Annotated in this window: 11 protein-coding genes; 5 read left to right on the top strand and 6 right to left on the bottom strand. The window is 49.2% G+C overall.

Translation table 11 applies throughout. The features are described 5' to 3' along the window. The first annotated feature begins 9 nt into the window (after nucleotides 1-9). Genes AC50YO_RS12605 through AC50YO_RS12585 form a run of 5 tightly spaced genes read left to right on the top strand, consistent with a single transcriptional unit; the run spans nucleotide 10 to nucleotide 6,805 of the window. Entirely contained in the window at nucleotides 10-1,392 is a 1,383-nt protein-coding gene (locus AC50YO_RS12605; protein WP_494847277.1) for an ABC transporter substrate-binding protein, read from the top strand. Nucleotides 1,393-1,423: 31 nt separating this feature from the next. After that, complete coding sequence (locus AC50YO_RS12600) at nucleotides 1,424-2,311, top strand: carbohydrate ABC transporter permease (protein ID WP_494847275.1); 888 nt, start codon at nucleotides 1,424-1,426, stop codon at nucleotides 2,309-2,311. Between the two features lie 23 nt (nucleotides 2,312-2,334). Further along, nucleotides 2,335-3,174: a carbohydrate ABC transporter permease gene (locus AC50YO_RS12595; RefSeq protein WP_494847274.1), complete on the top strand. Its 840-nt coding sequence runs from the start codon at nucleotides 2,335-2,337 to the stop codon at nucleotides 3,172-3,174. 29 nt (nucleotides 3,175-3,203) lie between these two features. Next, nucleotides 3,204-4,556, top strand: coding sequence for a sulfatase family protein (locus AC50YO_RS12590; protein ID WP_494847273.1), 1,353 nt, complete (start codon nucleotides 3,204-3,206; stop codon nucleotides 4,554-4,556). Between the two features lie 23 nt (nucleotides 4,557-4,579). After that, nucleotides 4,580-6,805 carry a LamG-like jellyroll fold domain-containing protein gene (locus AC50YO_RS12585; protein WP_494847272.1) on the top strand — a complete coding sequence of 742 codons (2,226 nt, stop codon included), beginning with the start codon at nucleotides 4,580-4,582 and terminating at the stop codon, nucleotides 6,803-6,805. 186 nt (nucleotides 6,806-6,991) lie between these two features. On the opposite strand, the gene AC50YO_RS12580 is transcribed toward AC50YO_RS12585, so the two are convergent. From AC50YO_RS12580 to AC50YO_RS12555, 6 genes are all read right to left on the bottom strand, one after another. Then, nucleotides 6,992-7,609 (bottom strand): HAD family hydrolase, encoded by a 618-nt coding sequence (locus AC50YO_RS12580; protein ID WP_494847271.1) that lies wholly within the window; start codon nucleotides 7,607-7,609, stop codon nucleotides 6,992-6,994. A gap of 36 nt (nucleotides 7,610-7,645) precedes the next feature. Next, nucleotides 7,646-9,475, bottom strand: a complete 1,830-nt coding sequence (locus AC50YO_RS12575; RefSeq protein WP_494847269.1) for a flagellin N-terminal helical domain-containing protein — start codon at nucleotides 9,473-9,475, stop codon at nucleotides 7,646-7,648. 279 nt (nucleotides 9,476-9,754) lie between these two features. Continuing rightward, nucleotides 9,755-10,789 (bottom strand): FecCD family ABC transporter permease, encoded by a 1,035-nt coding sequence (locus AC50YO_RS12570; RefSeq protein WP_494847268.1) that lies wholly within the window; start codon nucleotides 10,787-10,789, stop codon nucleotides 9,755-9,757. After that, nucleotides 10,790-11,815 carry a FecCD family ABC transporter permease gene (locus tag AC50YO_RS12565; protein WP_494847266.1) on the bottom strand — a complete coding sequence of 342 codons (1,026 nt, stop codon included), beginning with the start codon at nucleotides 11,813-11,815 and terminating at the stop codon, nucleotides 10,790-10,792. Between the two features lie 82 nt (nucleotides 11,816-11,897). Next, complete coding sequence (locus tag AC50YO_RS12560; protein WP_494847264.1) at nucleotides 11,898-13,613, bottom strand: ABC transporter ATP-binding protein; 1,716 nt, start codon at nucleotides 13,611-13,613, stop codon at nucleotides 11,898-11,900. A gap of 25 nt (nucleotides 13,614-13,638) precedes the next feature. Then, nucleotides 13,639-14,676: an NAD(P)/FAD-dependent oxidoreductase gene (locus tag AC50YO_RS12555; RefSeq protein WP_494847262.1), complete on the bottom strand. Its 1,038-nt coding sequence runs from the start codon at nucleotides 14,674-14,676 to the stop codon at nucleotides 13,639-13,641. Nucleotides 14,677-14,803: the final 127 nt, after the last annotated feature.

The raw sequence follows: 14,803 nt of genomic DNA, 5'->3' as shown, positions 1-14,803 counted from the left end.
TGAATGACGATGAACAAATTACACAAATTACTGAACAATTGGGCCTTCACAATGTTCATTCTAGCCCTTGCAATAGTGGGCAGCGGTTGCTCTAACAGCTCCACAACAGCAGCTGACAATCATCCAACAGGCAGCAATGCCGAAGCCCCTGCGCCCTCTTCCAATGAAGAGCAGCAGGCTCTAGAGCATATTGAGCTTACCTTTGCGAACTGGATCTCCACGGAGGATGCCACAAAGGAGGCCTATACACAGCTTGTAGCCGGCTTCGAAGCTGCTAATCCGAATATTAAGATCAAATCGCTCGGCATTCCATTCAATCAATATAAGGATCAAGTGCTGGTCGCCTCTACCGGAGGCAATACGCCGGATGTATTCATGGCTAATCAAGCCTTCACCCCGGCTTTCGCTGCAGCAGGCATCGCGGCTCCGCTTGATGAGCTGCTCGGCCCTGCGATTACCGATGATATTCTGCCTGCCAGCAAAGCAGCTGTAACGATTGACGGTAAGCTCTACGCTGCTCCGTGGGCCCCGCATCCGAATGCCCTGTTCTGGAACAAGACTTTGTACGCAAAAGCAGGTCTTGATCCTAATGCTCCACCCCAGACCTGGGACGAGCTTATTATCCACGCCAAAGCTATTGCAGCTCTGAAGCAGGACGACAAGGGGAGCCCCATCTATGGATTAGGCGAGGCGACTAAGACGGGATCTTACACCGGACAAATGCTGCTGCGCAATCTATACGGCTTCGGCGGTCAATTCGTCGATGCTGCTGGCATTCTTACCGTAGACCAAGGAACAGCTCTAGCCGATACGCTGCAATATTACCGCGATTTAACCACGCACAATCTTTCTCCTCAAGGGGCGGAGATCAAAGACCTTCGCGGCATGTTCAGCAACGGCTCGTTAGGCCTGCTCATTGATGGCGATTTCGGGCGCAGCAACTTCCGAACCATTAGCGGCAAAGGTGAGGCCTTTGACCAAGAATGGGGGGTAACCCTAATTCCAGCTAACAAGACTGGCCGGTCCGAGACCGTCTTCACTGAGCATCAACTGCTCGTATCGGCAAGCTCCAAGCAACAGGAAGCAGCCGCAGCTTTCGTCAAATATTTGCTGTCCGAAGAGGCTGCCATTGTATATCACAAGCTGAACGGCGTCCTGTCCTCCCGTGCTTCCATTGCCTCGCTGCCCGAATTGAATGAGGACGATTACGCCAAGCTGTTCAATGAGCAAATGAAGACAGCAAGTCCGTTTCCTACAAAGAATCCGAAGTTCGACAATGCCATGAACGAGGCTTCCAATCTCGTCGTGCTTGCTACAACTACGAGCTCTCCCATAGACGACATTATTGCGAAGCAGCTTCCGAAGCTTCAAGCGCTCTACACCTCCAAGTAGAATCATCTTTCATGTGGAAGAGAGGGAGATTATGACGTTCTTTTGGTCACGTGCCCGCAAAAACCAGCTATTCGGACTCATTCTGCTGCTGCCTGCCATTCTATTGCTTTCGCTTACCATTGCCGCACCACTTGTCCGTTCCATCTATACCAGCCTTGTCGATGCTTCGCTTCTATCCGCGGAGCGTCCTTGGAATGGCTTGGCTAACTACAAAGCGTTGCTGGAATCATTCGCCTTTTTCCATTCCCTAAAGGTAACGCTGCTGTATGTAATTGGTGTAGTGGGTACCGAGCTGCTATTGGGGATGGCGGCAGCCCTGCTGCTGAATAGCCCTATTCGGTTCCGCACCTTCTTTCGGAGCATATTGTTAATCCCTTGGGCTATTCCTACTTTGGTTACCGCACTTATCTTCATGCTCATTTACCAAGGGGATTACGGCGTATTGAACTATTTGCTGCTGCAAGGCGGAATCATTGATCAGAAGCTCAATGTCCTGAACGACGCTTCCCTTGCACTACCTGCTACTATGGGGGCAGCAATCTGGCGGCAGACACCGCTTGTCGCGATCATGCTGCTTGCTGGCCTGCAAGGTGTGCCGAAGTCACTGTATGAGGCAGCCATGATTGATGGTGCCAAGAAGCATCAGGCTTTCTGGCATATTACAGTGCCTTCTCTGTCGCCTGTTCTGGCGAATGTGGCGCTTATGATGATTGTGGCGAACTTCCAGATGTTCACCCTATTTTTCACCCTCACCGGGGGCGGCCCTGTCGATGCGACAGAATCATTAGCCATTCACACTTACAAAACGGCCTTCCAAAACTACGACTTGGGCCAAGGAGCTGCGATAGGCGTCCTTTGGATGGTTCTCTTGCTAATTATCGCTGTTCCTTTGCACCGTGCTGCTCATCGCCATATTTAGCTCCAAGGAGGCTCTTTCGTCTAATGGATGTCACGACTATACGCAGTAAGCCCTGGCTAGCCTATCTGGCATTGCTTGCTCTACTAGTGCTGTTCCTATTCCCTGTTTATTGGATCATTCAAATTTCACTGCAATCCAATGCAGAGCTGTTCCGCTTCCCGCCGCGTATGCTGCCAGCACATCCATTCTTCGGCAGCTACAAAAGCGTACTAAGCTCTTCTCTATTTCTAACCTTCTACTGGAATACCGTAATAGTGGCCATAGGAGCTACGGCACTCTGTATGTCTGTCTCCGTTCTAGCAGGCTACGGCATGTCTCGCTTTCCTTTTGGAGGCAGTCGTCTTGTCGTGCTGCTTGTTCTGTCAACCCAGATGTTCCCTGCCGTTACTCTGCTCATTGGTCTCTATACGTTGTACAGCAAGCTGCATCTGCTGAATACGCCGATCGCGCTCATTCTGGCGACTACGACAACTGCTCTTCCTTTTTGCATGCTTATGATGAAAACCTTCTTTGACAGCATCGCCCGTGAACTTGATGAAGCCGCGGAGATGGACGGAGCCTCCCGAATTCGCACACTCATGCAGGTCGTTCTGCCGCTCGCCAAGCCGGGGCTTGTTGCTGTTGCCATCTATACCTTTTTAATTGCGTGGGACGACTTTCTGTTCGGTCTCGCCCTTGTTAGCGATCTCGATAAGAGGACATTAAGTCCCGGCCTTTCCCTAACCTATCTTGGGGAGTTCGGGTACAACTGGTCTGGCGCTGCCGCAGCTGCGGTCACGGCGACCGCCCCGCTGCTAGCGGCCTTCCTGTTCCTCCAGCGTTATATGATCGACGGCCTTACCGCAGGAGGAGTCAAAGAATAGCAACATGAATACGAGAGGAGCTAGATTGTATGACTACGAATAATCGCCGTCCGAATGTCATTGTTTTTTTCACAGACCAGCAGCGATGGGACACGACTGGCGCCCACGGCAATCCGCTGGGACTTACGCCGAACTTCGACCGTATGGCAGCTTTCGGCACGCATCTGTACCATTCTTTCACCTGCCAGCCTGTATGCGGACCTGCGCGGTCCTGTATGCAGAGCGGCATGTATGCCACAGCTTCCGGCTGCTACAAGAATGGCATACCGCTGCCTTTGCAGCTTCATACGCTCGGACATTATTTTGCAGAGGGGGGCTACCATACCGGCTATATTGGCAAATGGCATCTCGCTGATGAAGAGCCTGTGCCTGTAGAGAAGCGAGGAGGCTATGAGGAATGGCTTGCAGCCAATATTCTAGAATTCTCTTCGGATTCGTATCGAACGGTCTTGTATAACCAGAATAATGAAGCCGTTCGTCTGCCCGGTTATCGTGTAGATGCGCTAACTGACGCTGCTATTCGATTTATCGACGATCACCAAGAGGAGCCCTTCTTTCTCTTTCTCTCCTATTTGGAGCCGCACCATCAGAATCACCTTGACAGCTATCCTGCACCCACCGGCTATGCCGAGCGCTACAGCGGCACATGGCTGCCACCTGATCTAGCTGCGCAAGGCGGGACGGTTCATCAGCATATCGGCGGCTACTATGGAATGGTCAAGCGGCTGGATGAGGCATTGGGACGTATTCAGGATACGCTCAAAAGCCTCGATCTGGAGGAGGAGACGATCGTTCTATTCACTTCCGATCATGGCAATCACTTCAAGACACGCAACAGTGAATATAAGCGATCCTGCCATGACAGCTCCATTCGTGTACCTACCGCACTAACCGGTTCCATCTTCAGTGAAGGACGCAGGCTCCAGCATCTTGTCAGTATCATTGATCTTGCACCCACTTTATTAGACGCGGCAGGTCTGGAAGTCCCCGCCCACATGCAGGGTCGGTCTATTCTCCCTATTCTTCGTGATCCACGTGCCGAATGGCCTGAGGAATTACTGGTTCAAATCAGTGAAACGGAGATCGGACGTGCCGTGCGCACGAAGAGATGGAAGTACAGCGTAGTTGCTGAAGGCCTCGATGGCAATGCTCAGCCAGGAGCGACCCATTACACTGAGGCTTATTTATACGATTTGGAAGCTGATCCGTATGAACTGACAAACTTGATTGGGTATGAGTCGCATCGCGAGGTCGCAGATGTACTGCAAGAGCGGCTGCTCCGCCGCATGGCAGAGGCCGGTGAAGCCTTGCCAGCCATCGAGGCTGCAAGGCCAATAGATGGCGGCCAGCGACTTGCGACAACAGCAGAGGCTTACCAATAGTCATTATCCAAATCCCTCTATTAATGAAAGGAGAAAAAATGATGTTTCTATTCGCCAAGCTCGCTAAATCTGTTATTCCGTCCCTTCTTACTCTTTCCTTAGCTGTATCCGCACTGTTCTATGGTTTTCTTCCTGTCCAGACCGCTTCCGCCGCAGGTGCTTCCTATTATGTAGATTGCTCGGTGGTGGCGGCTGGCACCGGCTCAATATCTTCACCCTTTTCTTCCCTGAATGCTATTAATGCAGTGACTCTTCAGCCTGGTGACAGCGTACTTTTCAAAAGGGGGGCAGCCTGCTCAGGCACCTTCGCCCCGCAAGGAACAGGAACGGCTGCATCTCCTGTCCTGATTGCAGCCTATGGCAGTGGCATCGAACGTCCGCGAATTGATGCGAATGGGCAGGAGGATGCCGTGCGTCTCCGCAACTTCCCTTATGTCCAATTGCAGGATCTGGAACTAACAGCCTCCGGTGATAACAAGACAGCTCGCCGAGGAGTACATGTTCTAGGCCAGGATGCCGGCAATCTCAATGGAGTCACCCTCAATAACCTCTACATTCATGATGTGCGGGGCTATATGCCTTCTACTGTAGTTGGCAATTACCATGGTACTGGCAAGTATGCCAATGCGTCCGGGGGAATTGTCGTTCAAGTGCTAGGCAGCGCCATCCCGACTGCTTTTCATAATCTAACCATTACGAATAACACCATTACGGGTGTGGATCGTCAAGGCATTTATGTCTGGTCCAATTACTGCCAACGCCCAGAGCTCGCTGAATTCTGGGGCAGCCTATGCACGGCTGCATGGACACCTGCCACGAACGTGACGATCTCCGATAATACCCTGTCTGATATTGGCGGCGACGGCATTGCACCTATGACGGTAGATGGCTCTCTGGTAGAAGGCAATACCTTATCGGGCTTCAATAGACGTTCAAATTCACCAAATGCAGGGATGTGGACAGCCAACTCCAATAATGTCACCTTCCAATACAATGAAGCTACTGGAGGCAAATCCACTTTGGATGGCATGGGCTTTGATGTGGATCACTCGACCAGCAATATTGTATTCCAGTACAACTATTCCCATGAGAATGAAGGGGGCTTCTTCCTTCTATGCCCGACTGGACGGGGTAAATCTAAAAACTTCACGATACGTTATAACATTTCAGTGAATGACCGCGCACGGCTGTTCCAGAGCTGCGGAGGAGAAATTGTAAACGGTCAGATTTATAACAATACCATCTACATGGGGGATGGCATTGCCCCTGTTGTCTATCAAGAAAGTTCGAGCTCACCTCAAGCCGTACAATTCCGCAACAACCTGCTATATAAAAGCGGGGCAGGAACAGTCACTTGGATGCTGAATGACCCCTCATTCGTCATTGATCGTAATATTCTGTTCCGCGTTCCCGTACATGCAAATGCGACCAATACGGTGACAAGCGATCCTTGGCTCTCATTGCCTGGAAGCTTGCAAACCACAGGCTACAAGCCTAGTGAAGGCTCACCTGCTCTTCAGGCAGGGACCGTCATCCCCGCCAACGGCGGGCTTGATTACTTCGGCAATGCCGTATCGGCTTCTTCTCCACCGAACATCGGCGCCTATGAGGGGAGTGGTGTTCCTCTCATTAACGTCTCCCCACTTGCCGCTTACAAGCTGAACAGCTCCAGCGGAACCGATATAGTGGACAGTACGGGGAATGGCTATGGCGGTACACTAGCGGGCAATCCTGTCTGGAATGCCTCCGGAGGAATTGCGGGAGGAGCGCTCTTCCTTGATGGCAATGGCGATTATGCGGCTATCCCTGCCCTGATTAATCCCGGTACATCAGATTTCACGTTATCAGGCTGGGTCAAGCTTGGTTCGGCATCGGGTACCAGTCAAATCATTGCTCAGCAAGAAGGAGCTACTGGACGTACTTTGCTGTACCGGGATACGGCTACCGGCAGACTTGGCACTTATCTCGGTAATACGGCGCTATTCTCTACAGCCTCTATTCCTTTGAATGCATGGACACATGTAGCAGTAGTGAAACAAGCGAGCACCGTGACCTTATATGTCAACGGGCAAGCCGATTCTTCCGCAGTCCGTACAGTGGAGCCATCTACAGGAGCATTCCGACTAGGCGCCCATAAATCACCCAATGCAACTAACGTTAATTGGAGTGGTGGCTTGGATGAGTTTCAATTTTACAACACTGCATTAACTGCCCCGCAGCTCTACAAGCTGTACAGCAATCCGAGCTAATAACTGTGGAACTAGCTCCTGCTTATGCAGGGACTCCGCACCTAATGTTTTGATGGCGGTTTTTTTCTACAAAAATAAAGAGCATAGGAGTCTACTCCTCATGCTCTTTATGCAATAAATCACTATCTCCCTTTAGCAAGAAGAAGATCATGCTTGCTCGATTCCCACTAGAATGGCAATTACCAATTAAATAAGCTTCAAAATATCCTTCGGTTCCTCTAATTTATATTTGGCATTGATTCTGTCTGGCGATGGAGCTCCCCATACGGCCAAAGCGAAGTCTACTCCGGCTGATACTGCACATTCCCCATCATAGACGGTATCCCCAATATAGATAGCTTCTGATTGGCTAACGCCGGATATCTCAAGAAATTTCAGCAGGGGCTCCGGATTGGGCTTATGCTTCAGCGTATCATCGGCAGTAACGACGAACGGCAAGCAGTCGATTAGTCCAAAAGGCACGAAGTCATCTTCTAATTCCTGCTTCGTTTTGGAGGTAACAATGCCCGTCATAATCTTCGCGTTGCGCAAGGCTTTCAATACGATGTCGATATCCTTATATACCTGAATGTCTGCATAATATTCTTTCATATTAGCATTCCACTTATCATTAATTTCGTCCACATTCTGAATGCCCAGCTTCGGCAGCGATGTGGTACCAGGCACACCCAGCACGAAGGTCAGTTCATCATGTGCGTAATCCCGTCCTAGCACTTCTTTAAGCGTCTTTTGCAGCGAGCCGATGACCGCTTTTTCCGTATCAATCAGCGTTCCATCCACATCGAAAATTATGCATTTATACAAAAGAACCCCTCCATCGCTTCGGAATCTGAGCCAACATCATGGCCTTAATATACTCATGCTATTCTGCTGCAGCATATTCGCCTGCGCGAGCATCGCTTGGCCCGCCTTCTCCTGAATCTGAGCTTTGGCGATCTCCATCATTTCTCTAGCCATATCCGCATCTCTTATTCTTGATTCAGACAAGGTTAAATTTTCAGTATAATTTAATACGTTATTATTAGTATGTTCCAAACGATTCTGATAGGCACCCAGCTTAGCTCTCTCTGATGAGATTTTATTTATCGTATCCTTCATTGTTCCAATAGCGGACGAAGCTCCGACAGACGTTGAAATATCTAGATTTTGCATGCCAATTGCTGCTAATGTTACATTCGGCATATTAAGAGTTAACTTGTCTTTTACAGCTGTGCCTGTCTGAATAATAATGCCCTGCTTGGATGCGTCTTCGTCTTGCCCCTCTACATAAGAGAATAATAAATCCTTCGCCAAGCTCCCTCCATTCACACGCATGGCAAAACCATCGTTCTGAGTAAGAAGAAGCTTCCCGTTTATTAATGAAGCAACCACATTATCTGTGGAAAGCTGGCTATTTAATTCATTAAGCAGACTGGATGCATCGTATGTTCCAGCAGCAAAGGTATAGGTTCTGTTTGTGCCATTTATCTCAATCTCTATGTCATCACTTCCGCTTCGTATCTCCAAGCCGCCTGATAAATCCTTTGCCCCAGCTAATTTTGAAGGAGAGCCTCCTTGAGATTGATCGACCCACAGGTTGCCTAATAAAGTATCTTTGGCAGTCCCTCCAAAATTGCCGATAGTTACAATATTTCCTTTGAAAGTTAGGCAGGCGCTATATATATCTCCGGGAAGTGAAGGATGTGAACCAACGAAACCGCCATAACCTGCAACAATTGGAATATTCAATGCACTAAGCTTATTGTTGATCTCCATCGCCAACGGAGAGGTTGCCGGATCATCATACCTATTCGTCACGTAAGTGCCCGCATCTAGAGTGAGCGAATAGCTTGTCCCATCCACATCGAACGTCAATGTATCATTGACTCCAGCAGTTATTGTAATAAAAGGAGTAAGCAGCGCTTCACCTGCGACGACATACTGAGAAGCTGTACCCTGCTGAAAGTTCAGCATATGGGCCGTTCCATTGCCTGTAATCTCGTTAATTGTATATTTGCCCGATAGTATCGGACTAAAGCTCAGGCTCCCATTGATTAAAGAGGCTTTGAGGTCTACATGATTATTCAGTAATTGTGCATTTATTTGATCGACCAGTTCAGAAGGCTGATAGCTGCCATGGGTTAAAGCTATCGAGAAGCTGCCATTATCCAATTCAAATTGAAAAGTATCATTATTGGCGTTAACCGCTACGGCTCCTGACAGAACTTTACTCCCTGCAATTTGCGTGTAATTTCCATCTGTGTGAGTGGAATGACTTCCATCCAAAAGTGTTATCCCATTAAAATTCGTATGTTTGGCTATTGCATCTATTTCCGTATGCAAATTCATAAATTCACTTTGAATGTTGGCTCTATCCGTATCGCTGTAGGTCCCGTTAGCAGCTTGGACCGTCAATTCATTCATCCGTTGTAAGATCGCATGTATTTCCTGCATGGCGCCTTCTGCTGTCTGTATTAACGAGATCCCATCTTGAATATTTCTTGAAGCCTGCTGCATGCCGCGAATTTGACCGCGCATTTGCTCGGAAATAGCCAGCCCTGCAGCATCATCTGCAGCTCTATTAATACGCAGGCCCGAGGACAGCTTTTCCATCGTCTTAGAACTCTGAGTATTATTTGTTCTTAATTTATTCAAGGTGCTTAGCGCCGCTATATTTGAATTAATATACATTTACGTACCTCATCAGGAAAATTATTAATAGTACTTTCAGCATATACCAAATATAAACTTACAGCCAGCTATAAATAACAAAATTTCTCAGGCATAACAAATAGAACAGAGCCATGAAGTTATTCCCCCGATGTCTCTGTTCTCCAAAGCTTGATATGAGCATTCGATCCTAAGTCAACTAGTGGAACAGATCATGACTGTCGATGCAGGTCTGGTATTCCTTAATTTTGCCGTCTTGAAGCTTGTAGGTACCCGAGAAAGGATAGCACTTGTTCTGCTTCACCCTCTGGACTTCGCTAACAAGTAGAGGAAATACGGCGCACCAATAACCGCGACTACAATCCCCGTTGGAATTTCAGAAGGCTGAATAATAGAGCGGCCAATCGTATCTGCCGTAATGACCAGAAGGGCTCCTATCAGAGCCACTACTGGAAGCAGCATCTGATGCTTGGGACCAACAAGGCGACGCGCCAAGTGCGGCCCGATCAGCCCAACGAAGCCGATGCCGCCGCTGACAGCAACGGAGGAGGCAGCAAGCCCAACTGCGGCAGCAAGCAATAGAAGCTGTTCTCTGGATACCTTGGCCCCTAGGCCAGTAGCCAATTGTTCGCCAAGACTAAGTACATTCATCGCCTGGGCTTTATAGAATACGAATGGCAGCAGAACTAGAATCCACGGCAGCAAGGAAATCACAAACTTCCAATCCGTTCCCCAGATGCTCCCAGCGAGCCATGTGGCTACGAACTGATACTTTTCTGGATTCAGCCTCAAGGTCAATACGATCATCGCCGCGCTAATTCCCGCCGCAACCCCGATCCCTGTGAGAAGCAGGCGCGTTGGCGACAAGCCTTGATGACGCCTGTACGCCAATGAATAAATCAAGGCGGCTGTCAGTCCCGCTCCAATAAGCGCCAACACAGGCAGCAGGAATGCAGGCGCCGCCGCTGTCGTTGGGTAGAATGAAATAAACAGCATGACCATCAGACCTGCTCCAGCGTTAATGCCGAGAATACCGGGATCTGCCAAAGCGTTGCGTGATATCCCCTGCATCACGCAGCCTGATACCGCCAGGCCCGCGCCAATGAGCAAGGAAATCACAAGGCGCGGCAGGCGGAACTCGAACAAAATCAAATTTTGCTTATCGGTACCCTGACCAAACAAGGTTCGTAGCAGCTCAATTGGGGACAGCCGGATATAACCTGTGTTCATGCTGATTATAAATACGATAACAATAAGAGCTGCGAGTACTGACAGCACAATCATATGCCGTTTTCGTTTCTGCTGCTCAATTGTTGGAGCGGCAAGGTTATGCATCTAGAGCCCTCTCCTTTCTTTGCGTGCCAAATACAGAAAGAAGGGAACTCCGATAAGAGCGATGAGTGCCCCCACCGGCGTTTCATAAGGCGGATTAAGCATTCTTGCCGCCAAATCTGCGACTACAACAAGCAAGCTGCCCAGCACGGCTGAGCAGGGAATAATCCAGCGATAGTCCACGCCAACCAGCTTTCTTGTCACATGCGGAATGAGGAGCCCAACGAAGCTAACCGCACCGACAACAGATACCGCTGAGCCAGCAAGAATAAGCACAATAACCGCTCCGGCGAGCTTAGTGAACTGCGTTCGCTGTCCGAGTCCTCGTGCGACATCCTCCCCCAGGCTCAGCATCGTGATCGAGCGGGATAATATAATTGCGCCCAAGATCGCCGCAGCGATCCATGGGAACATTATTTTCAGTTGCAGCATATTCGTCCCCGCCAAACCGCCGGCATACCAATACGCCATATCTTGTCCGATTCTAAAATAAAGCGAAATCCCCTCGCTAAGTGCACTAAGCAGAGCACTTAATGCCGCACCCGCTAGGACCAAGCGGACAGGTGTAAGCCCGCCTTTTGCCAGCGAACCGATGCCGTATACGAGCGCAACACTGACAGCTGCGCCCAAGAAGGAGAACATAATTAGGTACATATAAGGCAGTCCCGGAAAAAAGGCAAAGCAAAGCGTGAGCATTAGACCTGCCCCCGCATTTAAACCGAGCAGACCGGAATCCGCCAGCGGATTCCGAGTCATTCCTTGCATAATCGCTCCAGCCACGGAGAAGCTGGCGCCTACCATCGCTCCTCCCAGCACCCTTGGCAGGCGAAGCTCTTGTATAATCTGATGCTGAGTAACATCAGGATTAAACTGAAAAATAGCTTTCCATACCACGAGAAACGGAATGTTCGCTGCTCCGAATGAAATAGATAAGATCATACAAAACGCCAGTATAACCAAACCGCCAGTCAGAATAAATGCGGCTGGCCACTTTGATTTTGATTGCTTAGTAACTAATGCCTGATTCATTTGCCCCACCTTTAGGATGACCGGAATAAATGTGTATTTGAGACTGCTAATGAATACGGAAAATGTATTAATATAAGAGCAATTAAGCTCCGAACTGCGCTTGATGCAGACGGCTGTATGCCCCGCCTGAGGCTACCAATTGCTCATGATGGCCCTGTTCTGCAATTCCTTGCTCAGTCACTACCACAATCCGATCCGCATCTTTAATTGTAGCAAGGCGATGGGCAATGACTAACGTTGTCCGCCCCTTCGACAGCTCTGCCAACGATTGCTGGATGGCTAGCTCCGTCTCTGTATCTAATGCCGAGGTCGCTTCGTCGAGAATGAGAATTGGCGGATTTTTAAGGAACATGCGTGCAATTGCCAGACGCTGCTTCTGCCCGCCTGACAGCTTCACTCCCCGTTCTCCAATAACCGTATCCATCCCTCTCTCTTGCGATCGTATAAATTCATCTAGTCGCGCTCGTCTTGCAGACTCCCATATTTCCTCTTCACTCGCATCCAGCTTGCCGTACAGGATGTTCTCGCGAATCGTCCCGGCGAACAAGAACACATCTTGCTGCACGATACCAAGCTGCTTACGGAGTGATTCCTGCGTCACCTGGCGAATATCGACTCCATCAATGCGAATCGCTCCGCTCTCGACCTCATAGAAACGCGGGACTAGACTGCATAGCGTCGTTTTGCCCGCACCGGATGGGCCGACGAAGGCTACAGTCTCTCCCTTGCGAATAACCAAATCCACCTTACTGAGCACCTGCCGGCCTTCTTCATAACTGAAGGATACGCTGTCGAAGGTTATCTCTTTGTGAAAAGCAGCGAGCTCAGTTGCATCCGGTGCATCCGCTACATCCGGCTCCGTCTTCATTAATTCCACATAACGCTTGAAGCCGGCGAAGCCCTGCGGGTAGCTTTCCACGATGGCATTTATCTTTTCAATAGGACGGAAGAAGACATTCGTCAGCAGCAGGAAGCTGACAAACTCACCATAAGAGAGCTGTCCCCGAATAACAAACCAGGTACCGCATACCATTACAAACAAAGTAACGAATCGCATCATCATATAACTGATAGCTCCGTTACTGGCGATCAGCTTATACGAACGCAGCTTGGTTAACCGGAAGCGATCGTTGTTCACCGCAAATTGCGCCTCCTCATACGGCTCATTAGAGAAGGCTTTAACGACGCGAATTCCGCCTACATTATCCTCGATTCGTGCGTTGAAATCACCGATATCGCTGAACAGCTGATGAATGGCTTTCGTCATTTTTTTGTTGAAAAATACAACTACCCAAATAATAGCGGGAACGACGATAAAGGTCAGGACAGCAAGCTTCCAGTTGATGAACATCATGAGTGTGAAAGAACCCGCCAATGTCATCAGTGCAATAATTAAATCTTCAGGCCCGTGATGCGCCATCTCGCCAATCATGTTCATATCATTAGTCAATCTGCCGATCAAATGGCCCGTCTTCGTATTATCGAAGAAGCGGAAGGACAGCTTCTGTATATGCGCGAACAGCTTGCGCCTCATATCTGTCTCTATATTAATGCCGAGCATATGGCCCCAATAATTCACAATATACATAAGCCCGGTATTCAGCGCATAGAGCGCGATCAGGCCAAGGGATGCCCAGACAATCAAATCCCATTTGTTGCCCGGCAGCAGGTCATCAATGAATACATTGACAGCCATAGGGAAAGCCAATTCCAGAAGGCCTGCAATAATCGCACAGCCAAAATCAAGCATAAACAAACCTTTATACGGACGATAATAACTAAAAAAATAACGAACCATAAGGTCCTCCTTTTTCGATGCGCCTCTACTCTGTCACTACACCAAGCGCCTTGTTCTTCTCCTTAAAACGATCATTATGCGAGGATACATATGCCGTTTTTGGAGCCTCTGGGTCCAAATACAGCTTGGCGCTATTAAGAGCCAGCGCTGCATCCGTGAACGCCCCGGCAATCAGATTCACTTTACTGTCATAGTAGACAAAATCACCTGCGCCAAAAATACCAGGCAGATTGGTCTCCAGCTTCGGATTAACGAATACATTCCAGTCATCCATATCAAGACCCCAATCCTTGATTCCACTAAAATCGGATTGAAGCCCATGATTCACAATGACCTCATCAATCTCAAGCTGATGGGTGTCGCCTGTCTCCAAATTACGGAGCGTCACTCGCTCGATTGCCTCCCCATTGCCGCTATACAGTTGGCTGACCTCATAAGGAGTAAGAACATCTACAGACGAATTATTCATTCGGGCGATATTGCTCTCATGCCCGCCGAATTGATGGCGGCGATGTACGACAGTGACATGGCTAGCAATGGACTCCAGCTCATTCGCCCAGTCTACTGCAGAATTGCCTCCTCCTGAGATCAATACTCGCTTCCCTCGGAACGGCTCCAGCTCTTGGACGGTATAATGCAGGTTGGTCACCTCGTAACGCTCGGCTCCTTCCAGCGCAAGCTTCGCCATCTTCAGAATGCCGCGCCCGATTGCGAGCACAACTGTACGCGTCCAGTGCTTCTCTCCACTGGCAGCCTCCAGAATATAGGTGGAATCCTCCTGCTTCTCAAGTTTAGTAATCTGCTGGCCGAATACGAGCGTCGGATCAAAGGTTCTAGCCTGCTGCTCCAATTGGGTAATCAGCTTGCCGCACAGAATCGGGGGAACCCCGCCCACATCCCATATCATTTTTTCCGGATAAATCAGCATGCGTCCGCCAAGCTCGTCCTTGGCTTCAATAAGCTTCGTCTTCAAATCGCGCATTCCACTATAAAAAGCGGTGTACATCCCCGCAGGGCCCCCGCCAATAATCGTCACATCATATAATTCGAGCTGCTCTGTCAATGTTTTTCCTCCTCTTGCTGACTTCCCAAACACCATTTTTCATGAGAATGATTATCAATATAATTGTAGGCTCCTCTCTCTTATAAAAACAATGGACAAAACGTTCAATTATTTTGCACAAAAAAAA

This window comes from Paenibacillus sp. J22P59 (assembly GCF_059383895.1).
This window is presented reverse-complemented; position numbering and strand designations above follow the sequence as displayed.